General features: G+C 42.0%; 12 protein-coding genes. 2 read left to right on the forward strand and 10 right to left on the reverse strand.

Annotated features, from left to right (window positions below; translation table 11 throughout):
• Window positions 1-74: 74 nt before the first annotated feature.
• From F0475_RS10575 to F0475_RS10615, 9 genes are all read right to left on the reverse strand, one after another.
• Complete coding sequence (locus F0475_RS10575; protein WP_155716608.1) at window positions 75-2,924, reverse strand: M16 family metallopeptidase; 2,850 nt, start codon at window positions 2,922-2,924, stop codon at window positions 75-77.
• Between the two features lie 8 nt (window positions 2,925-2,932).
• Window positions 2,933-4,252 (reverse strand): thioredoxin family protein, encoded by a 1,320-nt coding sequence (locus F0475_RS10580; protein ID WP_155716609.1) that lies wholly within the window; start codon window positions 4,250-4,252, stop codon window positions 2,933-2,935.
• A 41-nt stretch (window positions 4,253-4,293) separates the two neighbouring features.
• Window positions 4,294-4,767, reverse strand: coding sequence for a hypothetical protein (locus tag F0475_RS10585; protein WP_155716610.1), 474 nt, complete (start codon window positions 4,765-4,767; stop codon window positions 4,294-4,296).
• A gap of 3 nt (window positions 4,768-4,770) precedes the next feature.
• Window positions 4,771-5,403, reverse strand: a complete 633-nt coding sequence (locus F0475_RS10590) for a fasciclin (RefSeq protein ID WP_155716611.1) — start codon at window positions 5,401-5,403, stop codon at window positions 4,771-4,773.
• 35 nt (window positions 5,404-5,438) lie between these two features.
• On the reverse strand, window positions 5,439-6,989 hold the full coding sequence (locus F0475_RS10595) for a RagB/SusD family nutrient uptake outer membrane protein (protein WP_155716612.1): 1,551 nt from the start codon (window positions 6,987-6,989) through the stop codon (window positions 5,439-5,441).
• Between the two features lie 5 nt (window positions 6,990-6,994).
• Window positions 6,995-10,480 (reverse strand): SusC/RagA family TonB-linked outer membrane protein, encoded by a 3,486-nt coding sequence (locus F0475_RS10600; protein WP_155716613.1) that lies wholly within the window; start codon window positions 10,478-10,480, stop codon window positions 6,995-6,997.
• A 1,248-nt stretch (window positions 10,481-11,728) separates the two neighbouring features.
• Window positions 11,729-11,902 (reverse strand): hypothetical protein, encoded by a 174-nt coding sequence (locus F0475_RS11900; protein WP_234423000.1) that lies wholly within the window; start codon window positions 11,900-11,902, stop codon window positions 11,729-11,731.
• A 403-nt stretch (window positions 11,903-12,305) separates the two neighbouring features.
• Complete coding sequence (locus F0475_RS10610; RefSeq protein WP_155716614.1) at window positions 12,306-14,816, reverse strand: TonB-dependent receptor; 2,511 nt, start codon at window positions 14,814-14,816, stop codon at window positions 12,306-12,308.
• Between the two features lie 258 nt (window positions 14,817-15,074).
• Window positions 15,075-15,893: a transposase gene (locus F0475_RS10615; protein WP_317163222.1), complete on the reverse strand. Its 819-nt coding sequence runs from the start codon at window positions 15,891-15,893 to the stop codon at window positions 15,075-15,077.
• A gap of 43 nt (window positions 15,894-15,936) precedes the next feature.
• Here F0475_RS10615 and F0475_RS10620 point away from each other — a divergent pair, with 43 nt between their 5' ends.
• Complete coding sequence (locus F0475_RS10620; protein ID WP_155716615.1) at window positions 15,937-16,395, forward strand: hypothetical protein; 459 nt, start codon at window positions 15,937-15,939, stop codon at window positions 16,393-16,395.
• A 243-nt stretch (window positions 16,396-16,638) separates the two neighbouring features.
• Here the strand turns inward: F0475_RS10620 and F0475_RS10625 are convergent, their stop codons facing one another.
• Window positions 16,639-17,385, reverse strand: coding sequence for a hypothetical protein (locus tag F0475_RS10625; protein ID WP_155716616.1), 747 nt, complete (start codon window positions 17,383-17,385; stop codon window positions 16,639-16,641).
• 842 nt (window positions 17,386-18,227) lie between these two features.
• On the opposite strand from F0475_RS10625, the gene F0475_RS10630 reads away from it, so the two are divergent.
• On the forward strand, window positions 18,228-21,119 hold the full coding sequence (locus tag F0475_RS10630; protein ID WP_155716617.1) for a right-handed parallel beta-helix repeat-containing protein: 2,892 nt from the start codon (window positions 18,228-18,230) through the stop codon (window positions 21,117-21,119).
• Window positions 21,120-21,126 lie beyond the last annotated feature (7 nt).

The following is a 21,126-nucleotide window of genomic DNA, read 5'->3' on the forward strand; positions in this document are numbered from 1 at the left end:
CTGGGTGGGGTTATTCCATTCGGAGAGGGGACGGGGGAGAGGCTGTAGTTGGCAGAGAGTGAGGCTTTACCTCCCTACTTAAACGTGCGCTTTCCCTCATGAACAACGGGCTTGACGATGATTTCACGTTGCTTAGCTTGTGTGAGAATCTTCGTTGCAACCTGTGCAATATCTTGTGCTGTAAGGGTCTTGAAGATAGGTTCTGAACTAGAGCTATCTGATGGTGACAACTCCTCACCAGTCTCTGCATAGACATTCAGAAGTCCCATCCACAATGAAGGATCAGCTGTGTTCTGCTGTGCATTAGCATCTTCCTCTTGTACAGCTAATGGTACCATCGCTGCCTTGAAATCGTCAGCACTAATGCGACCAGCCTTCACATCCTCAATAAACTGATATACTAACGTGAGGACACGATCGATATGCTCCGCTGCAGTAGAGAGGTGGATACTTAGGTTCTCACTTGCTTCTGGCTGCGAATTATAAGTACTTTGCACACCAATCGTATAAGTGAGATGTTCCTTCTCACGCAACACATCGAAGTAACGACGCTCCAACAACGCACGCAACACCTCTAATGCTGCCTGCTCACGATCGGTTAGTTTCTGCTTATTGGAGTATGAAATTTCAATCTCAGCCATGCCTCCGTCGGTCTCAGTCTCAAAGGTATGCTTGATGACAGGGGCACTCGCTGCAAAGTCAAGTGGCGTCACTGACGTTACTGCTGGCTTACCAGAACCCTTGAGCGAAGCGATATATCGTGTGATTAACTCCCTTGCTTTCGCCTCTGGAATATCGCCCATCAGACAATAAGTGAAGCCTGATGCATCGCCTAAATGCTTTTGGAACTGCTCTGCGAGTTGGTCATATTGCATTGAATGGAAGAACTTTTCATCCTGACGAGGGTTCAATGCGCTCACTGGATAGAGCAACTGACGGATAGAATCCTGCACTGCCTCCATACCACTCAATGGTCGGTTGTCATAGAGATAAACACTGCGTTGGATGTACTTATCGAATGCTGCCTTTGAAAAGTTCTGTTTCGACAGAACGAGATGGAGGTATCCGAAGAAGTCATCAGCGTTTGCAACAGCTGCAGAACCACCTATTCCGTCACTGTAATCCTCGAGTGATAGGGATAGATTCAGGTCTTTCCCTTGTAGCCATTGGGCAAGTTGATTGCGGTTATAGTTATATACTCCCGACTGCATCAAGAGCGAGCGCATAGCCGTATAGTTGGCTAGCTCTGTTGCAGGAACAACCGATTTGCCACCGATGGAAGAGCCTGCAAAGAAGAAGCGACCCTTTGCTTCAGGTACATACTTATAGATGACTCGTGCGCCATTACTTAGTTTCCACACCTTCGATTGGAGCTTCTTTAATGTCGTCTCACTGGTTATCTTCCCTGGAACGAGATTATAATCAATGAGGTTCGTGATAGGTTTCACGTTAGCAGCCTGCGCCAAATCGTTGTTGGAAGAGGCATTCTTTAGAGCAGTATTAAACTCGTCTTCGGTGATATTCATCTCTTCCTTCGACTTTGAATAAGTAACGAAAGCAAGGTTCTTATCATCGAGTAAGGTCTTCAACCACGCATTGATGTCGCTCACCTCAAGCTCTACTAAGGTCTCAAGGTTGCGACTAATCTGTGAACGGAAGTCTTTCACAGGAATACCATAGAGGTAGTTTTGGCGGAAGAGCATTAGGGCATTATCAGGAGTTCCTAGTCCCTTTGCCTCCAAGACATCCTTCATTCCGTTGTACATCGCCTCTTTCTCGGCATTAAACTCCGCCTCGGTAAAGCCCTTGTCACGAAGGTTAGCACGCACGGCAAGCAACTGCTGCAAAGCAGCTTGTGCCTCCCCCTGATACGGAACCATGTCCCATGCCATTTGAGAATAGTCTCTCACCAATGGAGAAAGGCTCAAATCGGCAGCAATAAACTTCTCTTTATCCGCATTCTTCAGCATTGCAAACCGCTTAGGAGCAAGTGTATTGAAGAACTTAGTGAAGATGAATTGACGGGTGCGAGCCTCTTCTTGGATATTACCTGGCGTCTCATAGCGTTGGTAAAGACCAAAGGATGCACTCTTATTCTCGGGGTCGATGAATCGAAGATAGAGTGGCTTGTCATTTACGGGGATGTTCCGAACCTGCGTATCAACGGCTGGTGCGAGCTTATTCGGTAATGTTTTGAAGATCGACTGAATCTTTGCTTCTGTCTTATCAAGGTCGACATCGCCTATAACAGCTATGAATTGGAGGTTAGGACGATACCACTTATCATAGAAAGCCTTTACCTGCTTCTGTTGAAAAGACTGTAAGAAATCAATCGAACCAATAACATTGTGCGTTGCATAACCCGACTGGTTATAAACAACAGGAGCAATGGCATCGGTCAAACGGCGGTTCACGCCAGCACGATGTCGCCACTCTTCAAGGATGATGCCACGCTCCTTCTCCACATCTTGTGGCGTGATTTTAATGCCATGGCACCAGTCACGAAGAATCCACAATACCTTGTCATTGAGTTCGTCGTTAGTACTTGGTACGTTGTGAATAGCATATCTCGTATCATCAACACCCGTAAAGGCTTCGAAGTCATTGAGGTTATTCTTGCGGAGAAAAGACATCACTCCAGTAGGGAAATGATCGGTTGTGTTGAAGGCTAAATGCTCCAAGACGTGTGCCAAACCCATCTCATCTTTATTCTCCATGATGGCTCCCACGTTTTGATAAAGATAATATTGAGCATCGCCACTTGCCGACCCGTCATTATATATATAATAGGTAAGCCCATTCGGTAAAGAGCCTTTCCTCAAGCCCTTCATCTGCGCATGTGCAGGCGAAGAGAGTAAAAACAGAAAACTCACGAGTAGGCACATTGGCACACTCGTGAGGTTCTTTATGATGTTTCTAAACATATACATTCTTATTTTTCAAGTAGTTCGAGGGTAGAGAGCTTATGCTTAATTGCACTTTGCAACATTGCTTGTGGCATCTCCATATTCTGTAGTGTGAGGGTCTCAGCAAAGGCTTGGTTGTAATACTCGCGAGCCTTCGCATAGTTCTTCAACTCACGATATGAGTCGCCAATCATTACCATGTAATTGACGCGATCCATAACTGCATTCTCCTTTTCGAGGGCTTTCTCTGACCACTGAATAGCTACTTCATGGTGCTTAGGTTTCAACACCTTGCCTGCAGCCATGTATAGATTCTGGGCAGCCTTACCATAGTCAGCAGCTTGAACATTGCCCTTCATCTTGTCAAAGTAAGTCTGCATAGCCTTAATATAACCATCAACATCCTTGTTCTTATATAGGTTGAAGAGGGCATCATTATAGAGTTTTGTCTTCTCATAAGGCGTGATTTCAGTTAGACCAATTACACTGTAAGCCTTTGCATACTTGCCTTTTACGTTCTCAACATAGTCCTTGTACTTGGCATTACCATCCTTTGCTAAGTCTTCAGCAAAGCCATCATTCGCCTCAACGATATAGTAGGCAGGAGCCTTACCAACCGCTTTTGTCCAATCGTCAAGATGGTCATTGATGAGATCAACTATGTATTGCTTGTGTTCCTTATCATCGTCTCCCTCAAGTGCAAGAATAATCTTGTAATCATTCTCATTGATAAGTTTTAAAGGTGCTTTAGCGGTGATGTAGTTCTTATACAACTTCTGCAAACGGGTGACCCACTTGTCGGCTTCCATTCCTTCTTGCGCTTGTAAGAAGGAAGGAGCTTTGAGAAGGAGTTGCTGTTGGACGTCGAGATCATTGTTATCAGCCTTATATTTCTCATAAAGAGCTTCAAAGCTCATACTCTGACCAGCGGCTATCTTCGCTGCATCCAATAGCTCATCTTTGTTCATTGCACCCGTATTCACCGATATAGCTTTCCCATCAGGTGAGATGAAAGCAACCGTTGGGTAAGCAACAACCTTATAGCTTTTTGCGATGTTAACATTGTCTCCCTTCTCTGCATCTAGCTGTATGCTAACGAAGTGTTCATTGAAGAACTTACCCACTTCCTCTTGTGTGAATACAGTCTTCGCCATCTTCTTACAAGGTACACACCACACTGCATAAAAGTCGACAAAGAGCACTTTATTCTCTTGCTTTGCCTTTACAAGAGCTTCATTGAAGGTTCCTTGAAAGAACTGAATACCCGTTGTACCCTCCTGCGCAAAACTTTGCAGGGTGAAAGCAATCAGTGCTACTAGCACTAAGAAATATCTTTTTATTCTCATAATCTATGGTATTTTAAAACTATACAATTATATGTCTACGATTAATTGACAGCTAACTCATCATCCGTCACAACGACTGTGAAGATGTTTTCTAACAATGCTTCGTGATCCTCGTTATAGACCTTCAAGGTGAGATGATAATTCCCGTTGGTCAACTGTTGAGTTGCTTTTAAAGAGACAATGACCTTTCCGCCCACAACAGAAATCTCTCCCTCTTTGTATAACTTCATAAAGAGTTGAGCCGCTTCAGGCGTATCTGCCTTCACACTGGCTAGCTCGAAGTTAACGGGATTAGTACCTGCAACACCCTGAATACTCGTTGAGACGAAGGGTTCCTGCTCTAGATAACGAGTAGAAGTAGTGTCTATATTATGAAAAACATTGATGAAGTCTGGTGCAAAAGATGCCCCCGCAGTACGGAGATAACCCACTTTCATCTTGCTGCATGATGCCATAAAGCCTACAGCCAGTAAGGTTAGACATACTAACGCTATACTATTTTTTATTCTTCTCATACCTTAAAAGTCTGTTAAACTAAAGTTATATTCAAGTGAATGAACCACTCCGGTTTGGGTTTCTATATTACAAGAAGCAACGCGAGTGGTCTTTGTTGTGGTGCGAGAAACCAAATAGATCTGTAATGGACCAGCGTTTGGTACACCATCGTAAGACTCACGGAAGGTATAAATCCATAGTTTCTCACCTGATGCCATAGTGAATGTTTCACCACCTTTACCTATTGGGCTAGAGGGGTCAGAAGACTTAGTACCAGTCTTAAAGTCGTCGAGCATTATGCGTTTGTGTGGTAAGACGCAATTCAATATAAACTTCTTACAATCACTAACAGGCATCTCTGATACGCTTGTCATACCATTCTTATAGAGGTAACGACGAATACTATTAGACGTTGGACCAAAGAAGGTGAAGTCCTTACCATACTGACTTGTACCCTGGAAGAGCCCTACAAGCTGTGCCCGTTCTGCCATTTCGCATAACAAACTCCAGTTGTAAGTATCGGTTTTAAAGTAGTCCCACATGGTAGTCTCATGCTTACCATTAGCAAGACCAGTATCATCAAAATTGTAGTCGGTACAGCTTGACATCATTCCTAACGTCAAGCAGAGTACCACAATATAAATTATCTTTTTCATTATTCAACCTTTTTAGGGTTCGTAATAGAACCTATTTACTTATAAGCCTGCCAATAAGGTTTCTGTCTCAACCTGTTGTTTATGATGTGACCATCCTTATCTTGCCATGAATCAGCAGGTAATGGCAAGAAGAGAGCACCACCTTGAATGTCTTGATTGGTCAATAGTTTGAACTTACCATTGAGCTCTTCTTTGACATAACCATTGCGTATGATATCGGCATAACGAGCATCATTCTCACCAATAAACTCTTTTTCTCTCTCAAGGAAGATAGCCTTCTTCAAGCCTTCTGTATCATAGGTTGAAGGATAGAGAAGAGCACCCGCACGAGCACGAATAACATTCAGGTCGGCAATAGCATGTGCCTCATCACCTAACTTCTGATAGCATTCTGCACGTAAGAGATATAAGTCTGCCAAACGCCAATAGACGTAGTCTGCATCAATGGTACGGTAGCTGTAACCACTTGGCGAGAACTGGTCAGGATCCATAATGGCTTTACGGAACTTGTACATAACAGCATATTCCTGTCCATCAACCTCATGGCTTGTATCCCATTCATAGAAGAATGCGTGCAAACGCTTGTCTGTTGCATCAGGAAAGAGAGCCTCAACTGTAGACTTATAAAGCTGACATGGCGTCTCTGATGGTAGGTCGGCTAAGGTCTGATCACCCCTCACTGGCCAACTAACAAAGTTACGTGCTATCTCATTAGGAGAGGCTACATTCTCTGAACGAGTCTTATCGAAATAGAGGCTAAAGATGGCTTCTGGGTTCGGACTCTTCTCATTGGAAAGATACTCACAAAGCTCCTCTGGCGTGCTACACAAGCGATAAACACCATCCTTGCCAGCTATGACATCGGAAGCATACTTGATGGCATTCTGATAGTCAGCCTGTGCATCGTTATTGAGGTGATAAAGCCCCGTTATACTTCCTCTCCAGGCATAAATCTGTGCTAATAAAGTTGCGGCAGTACCCTTTGAAGCTGTCTGACGCTCGGTGATAGCCACTCCGTTGATATCAGTTAACTTATCCCATGTTGGCAAAAGGTCTAATGCTTTCTTCGCATGAATAATTGCTGTGTTGAGAACATCAGCCTGTGAAGACTGGTCATAAGCCTTAATAACAGAAGAGTTCTCTGTTATAATGGCATCCCCATAACGCTGTGCAAGAAGGAAATAAGCCAGTCCCAATGCAAATTCGGCTTGTCCCTTGTGATAGTTTGCACGCTCTTCTGTGAGGTCCTTTGTACGATAGATATTATCTAACAATAGGTTTGATTCAAAGATAAGATCGTACAATCCCTTCCAAGAATAGTCGTTTGAAAGAACCGTCCGAGGGTTCCATTCACGCAACTGAGTGTTCGACTGCACATTATCAGCTAGAACTCCAGCCATTGACAAAACGAAGTTGCTGCCAATAGTTGAGTTGATATAATATTGTATGGAGGTTGTTGTTGCATTCAACTCTTTCTCTGTGTTGAAAGAGTTTCGGTATGTCATACTATTCTCTGGCTCAATATCAAGATTACATGAAGAGAGCAGCGAACATACAAGAACAGACCCTAATATGATTTTACGCATCGTCTTTAGAATTTTAAATTAACACCCAAAGTAATCTTTCTATTCAATGGATATTCACGTCCATCATCCTTTCCTGTATAAGGATCTATCACTTCAGGATCTACTCCCGAATAGTTAGTTAGGAGGAAGAGATTCTCTCCGCTGAGGTAGAGATTAGCCTCTTTTATAAAGGTCTTCTTCAACCAGTTCTGTGGGAACTTATACCCCAGTACAAGTTGCTTTAGGCGTAAGAAGCTGATTGTCTCTATGTTTGAATCAACGTTTCCATCAAATTGTCCGATGTAATCCTTATCTGCGAACTCCAAAGAAGGATATTTCGCATTACGGTTGTTGGTGGTCCAGAAGTCATGAATATTAAACTTATTCATGATAACGCCAAACTCCTTTGTGAAGCTAAAGGCACTGTTCTTGACCATATTCATTACCTTACGACCAAGGGTGTAACTGAAGAGTAAGTCGAGACTAAAGCCATTCCATTCCAAATGACTATTGATACCACCATAAGCAGCAGGGAGTGTACTACCAGCATAATAGAGGTCTTTATCATCAATAACACCATCATAGTTCTGGTCTTTAATCTTTCTTCCACCTACACGCAAAGGGTTATTTGCTGATTGGAAATACAATGGCATCAACTTACCAGAGGCGTTACGATACATTGGAATATCCTCTTCACGCTGCACTATTCCCTCATCCTTGTAAGTATAAATACCATAGACTGGACGACCAAGCACCTTATCGTTCAAGTCTTCTCCATTATAGGTTTTACGCAACATATTGCGGTTGTGTGAGAGATTGAAGCCCACCGTCCAGTTCCACTTCTTATTGCGGATGACATCATAAGAGGCTTCAAACTCAATTCCCTCATTAGAGATTGCAGATGCATTATCCCACATACGTGATGCAAGGAAGACGTTACCAGGGAGGTAAGACTGCATCAAGAGTTTGCTTGAATACTTATAATAATAATCGAGCTTGAGCTTCAAACGATAGTCTAACATCTGAAGATCGAGACCAAGGTCATACTGATCACTCTCCTCCCAAGTCAACTTTGGATTCGCCATGTCTTGTGGTATCAATCCGAGAGAACCATTAAAGACGTTACTTTCTGACATAATACCTAAGGCTAAGTAAGGCTCTTGGAACTTCTGTCCTGACTTACCCCATGAGGCGCGAACCTTACCAAAGCTCAACCACCAAAGCTTCTTCATGAAGGCTTCCTCACTGAATGCCCAGCCTAGACCCACTGATGGGAATGTACCCCAACGAACGTCCTTTCCGAACACACTTGATCCATCAGAACGAATAGACAATTCCGCCATGTAACGTTTCTTATAGCTATAGGCTGCACGCCCCAAGAAGCTGACCATGGATTGTTCCTGCTTATCGGTTCCGAAGCTCTGAGCGGCTCTTATCGTTCCATTATCATTGAAGAGTGAAGGCCAACCTTCGCCTGCATACTTAATAGAATTGGTTGGACCACCCTTTGCAGTACCATTCAAATTCTGCAAAAGTTCGTGGTTATAGGTCATACCTGCCATCAACTCCAACTTCTGATCATGTGGGAGAAGGAGGTTGTAAGTCAATATATTCTCTGTCTGGATATTGGTCATCGCAATGTTTGCAGCTTGTATCGCTGACTTGAGGTCATAGGTCAGATAATCTGGCGTAAAGCTGTAGACACGTGTGAAATAATGGTCGAGAGAATAAGTTGAAGAGAACTTCAAATTCTTAAGAATATTGTAATTGAAACCTAAACTCAATCGAATATTATAGTTAGAATTCAACTTGTCAATATCACGTAATTGCCTTAATGCAACACGCTCTGCCGTACTTCCCTTACCTGGCAACAATGTGGAAGTGCGCTTCGGATCGAAAGTCAATCCTTGAGCACGACCCGCATCGGAGCCTGCCTGTTGCGTGGCATAAGAGAGATTAATACGTGTGAAGGCACTCAACTTGGTGGAGAGATTGAAGTCAAGATTACTCAACAAGCTATAACGACGGAAGTTGGAACTAATCATGATACCTGTTTCGTCATAGACACCACCATTCACCATATAACGAAGATTATCCGTTCCACCTGCCAACTGAAGGTCGGCTTTGGTCACACGACCTAAACGGAAGGCATATTTCCACCAGTTTGTTCTATTATTATAAAAGGTGTTCAAGGAGTCTTGTGCTATAGCTGGTAAATTGCGATCGCTATTAAGCACCTGACCATTGCGCCATAAGTAGTCATACGAACCATCGTATTCTGCATCCCAACCATAGGAGTCTTTGTATGATCCAGGATTAATCAGTCGGTCGGTTGTATAGTCATAATGAGACGTACGTTGGTTCTTCGCCAATAACAAAGCAATATCGCGCTCTCCCTTACCAAGTGTCTGTAATGGTGTGCGTGGTAACCAAGAAAGCGACTGAGATACATTCACGCTTACCTCTGTACGCCCTGACTTTCCTTTCTTTGTTGTAATCAGAATCACACCATTACCAGCACGCGAACCATAGAGGGAAGCCGAAGCTGCATCCTTCAACACCTGTACGGACTCGATACTTGAGGGGTCGAGAGCTGACAAAGGATTGATACCACCCGTATTCGCATTACCTGTACTATTGACAGGAACACCATCAATAACGAATAACGGACTGCCATCATTCACTCCTTGCTGATTCAAAGAACTAAAGCCACGAATAGTGATTCGAGAGCCACCACCGCCTGGCGAACCTGAAAGATTGGTAACATCTACACCCGCCATACGACCTTGCAAGAGATTCTCAAGGCTAGCTGTAGGAGCTTTCTGCAAGTCTTCCACCTTCACAGAGGTTATCGCACCCACTTGCTCACGTGTGTTTCGCTTACCATAAGCAACCACTGTCACCTCGCCCATCGTATAAGCCGAAGAAGGCAAAACAACATTCATTGGTTTACCAGCGTGATACTTCAAGTTCTTACTCTCATATCCCACACTGGAGAAGCTAATCATGCCCTCCTCCTTTTCTACAGGCATTGAGAAATTGCCATCAATATCGGCAATAACGCCCTGCGACGTTCCTTTAATCTGCACGGTGGCGAATGGAATCCCTGCCCCATCCTTGTCTTTCACCGTACCACTCAATGTGAACTGACCCTGAGTGGCGTTCTTCATCTTAAAGACATTGATGTCTTTCTCACTCACATTATAAGTAAAAGGAGTGTGAGAAAGCAGACTTTGAACGGCTCCCAACTCATCAACCTCATCAAAAGAAATGGTCAATAGCAATGAGTCGTTCCGTACATCATCCGTGTAATTAATCTTATAATCGCCCTTCGTAGCGATAAAGTCTAAGATTTCTGCTACACCCTTATCCTTGAAAGAAATAGAAAACTTCTTGCCAACCACCTGTGAGAAGGCGGGAGAAGTCCACGAAATCATCAAGAAGAAGGTAGCAAGGAATAGCAAAGAAGGCAATTTCTTCCGTATTCCTGACATGTGTTGGTGATACTTCATTGAATCGTTTTATTGTTTTACTAAGTTTATGATATCAAAATCAGGTAAGGCCGAATACTTTACTTCAATATAAAATAATAACTCCAGTCTGCCTACTTATCATCGTTTGAAAAAACCTTTAGAAAGATTCCAAAACAAATGACTTGCAAATATAAACATATATTTTCACTTAACAAGAAAATCTATGCAGTTTTTTTCCAATTATAACCTTCTAAATCAGAGAAAAGAACTAACTGAAACTAAAATAACAAATTACAAGTGGGCTGTTAGGGACTAACAAAAGGATGATTTTTACCTCATTGAATTGCACAAAGCCCATAGCTTTTTATGCAAAATATACTTTACAATCTGTTTTTTCATTCTAGACTTACAACAAGAAGAATATAACGAAAAATCGAGAAGATTACTAGCTTTTTATGAAAAAGTACTATCGTTTTTGTGAAAACGTACCTCCGTTTTGGGTAAAACGTACCTCCGTTTTGGGCAAAACATACCTCCGTTTCAAGTAAAAAGCACCTACTTTTAGACTAAAAACAAGCTCCTTTTGACGGAATTAGCACACAAATCTCTCCTGAAAGATAGCATCCTTACATGCAACTCATTATTTATCAACACCTTACGCCAACCATCATTTCCTTCTCCATAATTCGCCTATTTACAGAGAAGGGCATTGCTTGCTGAAAAAAACGCAAATACAAGCCCCTCAATTAGCAGTATTTTATTACAAAACATCTCCTCTCATTTCCACTTTCTGCAAATAATTCTTAAGTCATATCAGCCCCTGATGAATAGGAAACAAACCCAAGCAACGAGACACAATATGCCTATTTCGCAGGCTTATCTAGGTAAAGCAACAACACATCTACCCGTTCGATTAATTGACAATGAAGGACAAGAAGAAACTTTCGCATAGCGTTTGAGCACCTCTGGTTATCCAACTTCCATGATTAGAAGTAATGCTCCTAACTGGACAAATATATTTACTTGGTAAACAGGAAGAGCTTTCTGGAGGAATTTATTATAAATAAAGAACAAAACAGAAGAAACTATTAATGTAAAGGAACAATCTTTATGTTAAACATATCTAAAATGACTTTCAAATCAAAATTTGTGTTTATATTTGTTTCAGAATATAACTAAAGAAGAAGAAAAGACTTACTAATAATTATATCCACAACAGAACTCAAACATACATTAAATGGTATCTAAGTTTTCTAAACATATCATATTACAATAGTCCGTTAAATATTATGCTGCATCATCAGCGAAACTAAATATATCATTTATCCTTTCTTTATTTAATGGCGTGTTCGGGTTTTTCTCGAACACGTCAATAATTCGTTGCGCATAATAGGCATTGTTCATCTTCGCTTTAAGGCGACCGATGGACGTACCAAGTTCCTTGCATATAATCTTCGCCACATTGAGTGCTGTGAATGAAGAGTTAAAAGCAAATTCAAGTTTTTTCTTGTCGCGTGCCTGACAATCGGTAAGACCTAGGAACTGCTTTGCGTCGCGAAAGCAAAACTCCTCTTGGAAACGTGTGGTGTAGTACTGAAATGCGTTTTGTAAAGTCTATTTACCGTAGCTTTCAATCATTACACCCAGCTTTTTAAACCCAAATCAATTGTAAGACCACTAATCACACAATTGATGTTGCTTACATTTCATCCAGTTCATCTTTTGTTGGCTTGTCGGCATCTTGCCTATGATATTGTTTGAGCGTAGTGCACTACATTTTCAATAACAACATCGGCAATGTGTCCAGCAATACACAAAATCAAAACAACTCTACCCACTGTTTTTGGTAAAAAAGACATAATACCTAGTACGAAAACTTCACCCCAAGAAACAAACTGCGGGGTTGAGTAGGTCCGTAAACATAGTCGGAGGCACGCGAAGCCCCTTTATCCAAATCCTTTTGGTAAGCATCGAGCATGTTTTGCACCCCCGCACTAGCCTCCAATTTCACCTGCTTAGTTATGTAGAAATTATAGGCAAGCTTCAGGTTAAGCGTGAGAAACGCGGGAGTGTGCTCAATGATAGCAAAGTCGTTGGTGCGCTCGCTCCCCCCTTTGGGGTGGCCAACATACATTCTACCCGTGTAAACGCCCGATAACGATAGGGCAAAATCGATGGTGGGATGCACAGTGAGGGTGAAATATCCGTAGGTGTTGGGCGTTCGCAGCAGACGTTTAGTGGTTTTAAACTCGGGAGCAGCATCGTCGTCCCATTCTTCGGGCGTGCGATAACGGCTGCTTTGCCAAGTAAAACCAGCTTGCAATTGCGCCCACGACGAGAGCGAAGCCTTGCCCTCGAGGTTAATTCCATACACCGTTGCACCGTTAGAATTGAAGCGTTCTTCAACACGTGCGCCATCAATAATCACATTATCAGCCAGTTTGCGTGTAGCAAACATGTTGTTAAGGCGTGTGTAAAAGCCCTCAATAAGAACGTTGGTTTGTACTGTTCCAAAACTTTTATAGAGGTCGGCCGATGCACTAAAGCTGTGCGAACGTTCCTCTTTCAAATCCTTAGCCAACGCAATTTTCACACGGTCGCCATCAGCAATACGCGTATGAAGGTCTTCATCAAAAGCCTGTGGGGCTCTAAATCCGCCAGCGTAAGTAAGTCGGAAATTGGTGTTGGGCGTGGGATTGTAGCGCAGATTAACGCGCGGACTAAAGATAAGATGCGAGATAAGGTTGTGTTTGTCTAGTCGTCCGCCCAGAAGCAAGCCCCAATGGTTGTTTTTCCATTCGTTTTGAGCAAAGAAGCTACCAATATTCACGCGCTGTTCCATCAGGCTGTTGTAGCCCAGCGAGTGGTCTTTAATGCGGTCGTAGCTATATTCGGCCCCCACAACAAGACTCGAAGGCATGAACCACAGACGGTCGAAATTGTGCACATATTGCGCACCAGCTATGTAATTGATGTTATGCGTAAGGTTATAGGCTCGTTGTGCTTTGTCGTAGGCTTGCGCATCGGCCAGCGTTTGTTGTTGGTTGGCGGGCAGCGTGGCGGCATCGTCTTCGCTCATATCGAGGTTAAGTCCCAGTTTATAGGCTTCGTTCAAGGCCTTAAGTCCATCGGCAGCGGTGGCCAGTTCGCCCAGTCCGCCGTAATAACTCTTACGGTCAACGTTTTGAAACGAGGCATAAGCACTGAAATGTCCCTTACCATTAAGGCTAAAGAGGTCGTAGCCCAAACTTCCGCCGTTGATGGTATGTTCGATTTGTTCGGCAATATTGGCCTCGTGAGCAGGCAAGTAAAGTTTGTTTCCGCCACGTCTATACTCCTTCAAGCCGTGGTATTTAAGGGTTATTTTGGAGTAATCGGTGAGTCGGAAGAAAGAGCTAAGCCCCACAGTTTTATTATCTAGCGTGGGAAGGTCGGTGTAACCATCGCCATCGCGGTCGTAAGCAGCGCGGTGTCGGCTTTGTCCATAGAGATAAAACCCAGCTCTATTATTGGTTGTAACAACCGATAGGTTGCCCGTGGTGTTGTTGTCGAAAGCAGTAGAGCCATTTGTTGCGCCTGTGATGGTGTGCGCCACATCGGCCGAATTTTCGCTAGGTTCTTTGGTAATGATATTGATGGTGCCACCAATGGCCGAAGCACCGAAGAGCGCCGAGCCACCACCGCGAACAATTTCAACACGTTGCACCATGTTAGAGGGTATCTGTTCGAGTCCATAAACACCTTGAAGGGCCGTGAAAACGGGTCGCGAGTCGATTAATATTTGCGAATAATGACCATCAAGCCCATTGATGCGCACCTGCGAGAATCCGCAATTGGTGCAATTATCTTCGGTTCGCACGCCCGGTTGGAAGTTTAAACCCTGCACCAAGGTTGTAGAATGGGTAGACTCGAGCAACTTCGTGTCCAGAACATTCACAACCACAGGCGACTCACGTCTAAGTGTTTGACTACGATTGGCCGACACAACAACCTCGTCGAGCGCAATTTCGTCGGGTTTGAGCATCACATTCAGCTCATGGGTAATATTTTTTTGCGTTGTCACCTCGTGTTTGTAAGCCCTATAACCAGACGAGCGCACTTCCACAATCACCTTTCCCACAGGCAGATTTCGCAGCATAAAATGGCCATCGGCATCGGTGGTGGTAGTGATAACTGTACCCAAAACCAGCACGCTCGCGTGCGAAAGAGGATGTTGTGTTTTACTATCCACTACGCGTCCCTTAATGTTGGCTTCGGTATTAACTTTCACTTCGTTCTCGTGCCTTGCGTAAGTGGGCAGCGAAAGAACGAACGTAGCGGCGAAAACAAACGCCGATTTACATAAAATCTGTTTTACGGTTCTTTTCTTTATCATTTTAAATTGTTTTAAATTCAGGCATGTTCTGTAAATCTTTGATATAGTCACAGCACGCCCCATAGGGCTTTTTGTGACCTTATCAATGATTCTAGAGCTCGCCTTTGATTTGTTAATGCAAAGGTAGGATGTTGTAAGGAATAGTGCAATACCTAGAAGTAGGGAAAAAGCCTCACCCCTCTGCCCCTCTCCAAAGGGGAGCTACTCTTTCTACACATCTTTTTTAAGACTTGTATAGAAGCAATAGTCCGTTAAATATTATGCTGCATCATCAGCGAAACTAAATATATCATTAACACTTTCTTTATTTAATGGCGTGTTCGGGTTCTTCTCGAACACGTCAATAATTCGTTTGGCATAGTATGCATTGATCATCTTCGCTTTAAGGCGACCGATGGACGTACCAAGTTCCTTGCACATAATTTTCGCCACATTGAGTGCTGTGAATGAAGAGTTAAAAGCAAATTCAAGTTTTTTCTTGTCGCGTGCCTGACAATCTGTAAGGCCGAGGAACTGCTTTGCGTCGCGAAAGCAAAACTCCTCTTGGAAACGTGTGGCGTAGTACTCCACCACATCGCGTCCGTCCATACTCTCATCCGTACAGAAATACAAGCGCCGACTGCCATTAGGTAACTCGTGGATGACAAGTGACACGACCCTATGCAAGGACTTGCACCATGCCTTTAGCGCATAGGCTTTGCCTTCGGTCTCTCCTAAATCAAGCTCATTGACTTTGGATATGTCGATGTTCCTTACGTCAATCTTATCACCTTTGACACGAGGACGGCCAGGCTTTCCTGTAGGTTCCCCGTCCCACGTGTAGAACAAGGCTGCGTCATGACGCAAGCGGCTCACAACATGGAAGCCCATCTTCATTACCTTGTCGATGAAAGGTCTTTTGGAGAAGGCTGAGTCGGCGACAAGAACCTTGCTAATACGCTGTAAGGCTACCTTGTCGTCCTCCAATACTTTGGCATACCAGTCGTATAGGCTCATCTCTTTTTTCTCCTCGCCTTTTTCCAATGTGGTCTGCACAGCCTTCAGCATCATACACTCATGCAAGTCCACGTCTATCACACCGATGCCGAGATATTATTAACTTCTAAATAAATTATCAATTATGAAAAAATTATTTTATGCAGCTACCTTAACACTCCTATTTGCAACGGCTACTCCACTCTATGCAGCCATACCAGGTACCAATGAAGTGCAAGAAGTACTTAGGGATAATTCTGGAGAGATAACGAGAGAAACGTATTATATAGGCAAACAGAAAGTAACAATTATAATGCATCGTGTGAAAACAAGAAGAATTTCTGGAATTGATGATGTTGAGTCTGTTTATGAAAGATCCTCATGGAATGGTTATTTCTACTACAGGCAAGGAGGAAAGAGAATCAAATACACTGTTAGAATGGAATCTTTTATGCACGGATCTAGAGCCACCTCCGCAGGTGATATATATCTTAATGGGAAAAAAGTAGGAGAGTTTGGAGACTCATTTATGTCTCCAGATCACCCCGAGAATAGTTGTTGGCTGATTTTACATGGTAAGAAATATAAACAGCCAAAGCAATAAATATCAACTAACTACATATTGAATGTAAGCGTTTATTTCTATTTGCTGTCATTCCTTTCACTAACTATCGGTTTATAATCCACTAAGAACAAAGGATGTATACAAAGTGTTAAGAATGACAGCAACATAAATAAGTCTAGGTTTTTAAGGTGCAAATATACTCCTTGAATAACCTAAAGAAACAGGGAAGCCATAGAGTGTTTACTGATAAAAGGATGTGCCACAGATAAGTAATAATTATCCTTATCTGACGAAAGAATCATAATTTCCACCACGAAGTAACATTGGGAAGTGTCGTCGATAAGCGTAAAGAGGATAGCAGTCATCCTCATCCGAGGCTGTAAAATCATACTGATGAGTGACTTGATATTGCGCAGTTGAATTGCATTCTTCTACATCCAAGTTCATTAAACAGGGCTGACCAAAAGACATTGCGATGAGTATATTGTAATAGTACTTATACCCTTGTCCTGCCATATAGATTAATTCTAATCCTTCTTCTCCTGCTCTTAAATCTTCAAAACCGAACGAGTCTTCACAATCGGTGTTACGGATAACATTAGCATATACCCATTTCTTCCCTTTGTATTCAATGATAAGTAGGCGGTCAGTATAGACTGAATTTGTATTACTATCAGCACCTGCTATCATGGTGACTGGTGACAATATCGCTGCAGACATCCCCTGGAATGTAGCTTCCGAACACTTCACATAAAAGTTAGAAATCGTAAAACCTCTCCATTGATAATACCCCTTGTTGTCTTTGGGGACGGAGATTCTTAGCTGTATGGTATCGTTCTGAAAGTTCATAAGATGTTGAATAGGTTTATTCAAATAATTAGCAACGGTGTCAGCAGTCATATCATAACCATCTTCATCTAATGTATTATGTGACATTCCATTACTAATTGCAATCGTATCGGGCTGGAATACTAATGCCAGGCAGTTATTTGCTAGCATCAAAAGGAATATTAATAGCTTATATTTCATTTCTATTTGATATTTAGTGTACCACTATCTCTGTGCCAAAGATATAAAAAAAACCTGATAAAACAAGCATTTACATCTCTTTTTTCCACCGATGTTCTCCTTTTAAAATATGATGATAAGGATGACTCTCTAAAATCTCAATACACAAAAGTAGGATATTATTGTTATTCAACACAAATATATTATCTTTGCAAATGACATTAGTCGCTCCCTATCAATCTGCCTATAATCAACACACCGCCTTAACGATTCATTCACTGATTTGCAACTTCTTTTATTAAACTAGCATTTACATTTTGCTGTCATTCTTATCACTAATTATCGTCTTATCATCTCCTAAGAACAAAGGATTTATGCAAAGTGTTAAGAATGACAGCAACATAAAACAGAAATAAATCTAGGTTTTTAAGGTACCAAATAACCACGATTCTACTCTTAAAAACTGGAATCCTGACTTCTCATTGATAGCAATCTTACATCTACAATACCCAAAAAATGATAACAACTTTTTTATTCTATACTTATTAGTTTACATAAAAAACATCAAGACAAAAGTTATCATTAGGACGTAAAAAAATCTTTTGAAGTACTTTTATTCAAGTAAAGCGACCTTATTGGTAGCATCATTGTAAGAAAAGGTTACTTTCTTTTTTTATACAAGCAAGCAGTTATCCGAATATAACTAACAGATAATCAGTAGTTTTAATTTTGTATTAGTTGGATATTGTTTATAATATTATTTTTTAACTCTCACGGCTAATTGGAATGTTCTATATTTGTAAACGAAAAGTTTATACTGAGTATTTATAACTCTCTTGTTAAAAACAAAATTTAGTGAAAGTATGAAAAAGAAATTGTTGTTAGCATTAACACTTTTGCTTACAGGAACCCTCATGATGCATGCAAGCTATGCAGATGAAGTTACTGTACCTGGTGCAAATGCCAATGGACGTGTAGGAGCATTAATGCCTTACACACGTTACGATTCTGAGACGGCAAGGCTTGGAGGCGGAGCTACTCTTGTTAAATCCACAAACTGGAAACGCATGGATATTGCAACGCAGGCTTCTAAGCAGTCATATATAGAATTACCATCAAATGGTTCGTATGCTGAATGGACGATGAAGACTTCTGCCAATGGTGTTACACTGCGTTTCACATTGCCTGATACATCAAATGGTATGGGGCAAGATGGTTCATTAGATGTTTATATCAATGATAAGAAAGTGCAGACGATTGACCTTACTTCTTATTATATGTGGCAATATTTCTCTGGTGGTCACCCTTCTGATTCAAATGATGGTGGTCCTGGATGTTTCGCCTTTGATGAGACTCACTTCCTTTTGAATAAGCCTTTACACCCTAATGACCGTATTCGCATTCAGAGTTCTGGCGCAAAAGGATTGAAATATGGTGTCGATTTCATCGAAACGGAGATTGTTCCAGAAGAGATCGAACGCCCAGCAGGTGCAATTAGTGTCACCGATTCTAAATATAAACAATATGTTCATGGCAAAGATTATCTGAAGGCTTTCGAGGAAGCTCTAAAGGATGCCGATGCAGGTTCTAAGAAACTTTACATTCCAGCAGGTACTTATGAGCTTAGTGGTATATGGTATATGTTTGGTTCAGACGTAAAGATTACTGGTGCTGGTATATGGTACACAAACCTTAAGTTTACCAATCCTAACAAATCTGGTGGCGGTATCTCTGGCGGTAATGGCAAACATGGTCCTGATGACTACTGCAAGAACATGGATATTAGCAACTTTTACATCAATTCTAGTCTGAGAAGTCGTTATAACCAAGAGGCTGTCTACAAATGTTTCATGGATGTTTTCAAAGGTGGAAGTGCTATTCATGACATTTGGGAGGATCATTTTGAATGTGGTTTCTGGATTGCTGACTATAATGGAACGATTGATTATAGCAATAATTTGAAGATTTATAATTGTCGAATCCGCAACAACTTTGCGGATGGTGTGAACTTCTGTCAAGGAACATCAAATGCTACTGTATATAATTGTAGTATTCGCAATAATGGCGATGATGGACTAGCAATGTGGAATGACGATTATTTAGGAGCACATGATGAGAAGAATAACACTTTCGCCTATAACACAATTGAATTTATATGGCGTGCGGGGGGTATTGCCATCTATGGTGGTGACGGACATAAGGTTTACAACAACTACCTTGCTGATATGTTTATGGCATCAGGTATCCATTTGAACGACAACTTTAGAGGTCCGAAATTCCAAGCTACACAGAACATCAGCTTTGATAATAACGTGCTTGTACGTTGCGGTACGAATGATGATAGCTGGCATGAGGATCTTGCAGCCGTTGATGTCAGAGGTGGTGTGCGTAACGTAACCTTCAATAACACGAAAATATATGACTCTCCTTTCGATGCGATTCGTATAATTAAAGGTCCAACTGATATCGTATTTAAGAATACTGAGATTCTAGGGGCTTCTCTTGCGGGGCAAACAACGAAGTACTCTACATGGGAACACTCAACAGGTGCTATCCGTTTAGAGAACGATAACGTTAAGTTCATCGATGGACTTAAGATTGCAAACGTAAGTTCTGATAAGGTTGGCAACAATCAAACATGGCCTTTATGGACTGACAATAATAAGGATCGTGCAAAGGCTGTTAACTATGATTATCTAACAGATGTAAGTTACAAAGTTCCAGAGGCACCAGAAGCTGATAAGAATCAAGGCGGTGGCCTGGTTGATCCAATGGAAGGCATTACCAACTATGACATTATGCTTAAAGGCTTACGTTGGGAGAATGCAAATGGTAATACGAATCTTAAAGAAGGTGACCAAGTAACATTCAAGACGGCAGTTGTTTCTAACAAGAATATCCCTGCTGGAGTTAGTATTGGCGTAAGAGTTACGGTGGATGGCAAAGATAGTTACATCTCAACGAACTATAAGAATGGTCTGAAAGCTAATCAGCCTATCATTATAACAACAAACACTACTTGGACAGCGCAAGCTGGCGGTCATACAATCGTCGCAGAAGTTGATTACCGCAACTATTTGTCCGATGACATAAATAAGGACAATAATCTCCGAACAAAGAGATTTAATGTACTCGAATCTGCTGATGATAAGGGATCATTCACCCCTGTTACAGGTGGTTACGACCTTGTCGTTACCAAGATTCTCATGAACAAAAAGAGTATCAAGCCAGGTGATAGAGTAAATTTCTCTGCTTATGTTGCCAATGCTGGTGATCAAGATGCACCTGCCGGTCAGCAATTAGGAGTTGAATTTATCATTGATAACAATACAGACGTTATTACGTGGTCGGATAATTACACCCAGGGTGTGAGGTCGCACGCCTTTGCAAAGGTGACGGCAAATGGTGGTCAGCAAGGAAATGAATGGGTTGCGACACCTGGTAAGCACACTGTAACAGCATGGATTGACAACTATAATGGTCGTTACGCTGGTGAGATAAATCACGACAATAACAAGTTTACCATTGAGTTGAATATTCCGCTTGAGGAGATTAGATTCATCGCAAATCCTGATCAGCCAGATGATTTGGGCGATGGAAAGAATACTAACACAGCAATAGAATATATCAGTGTTAGACCTCAGACTAAGGATGATCACTATTATGACCTACAAGGTCATCGTTATGGTACAACACCTGAGGGCTTAAAGAAGGGTATTTACATCCATAATGGTAAGAAGATTGTTGTCATGTAACATGACA

The sequence above is a fragment of the Prevotella vespertina genome (assembly GCF_009728485.1).
Classification (GTDB): domain Bacteria; phylum Bacteroidota; class Bacteroidia; order Bacteroidales; family Bacteroidaceae; genus Prevotella; species Prevotella vespertina.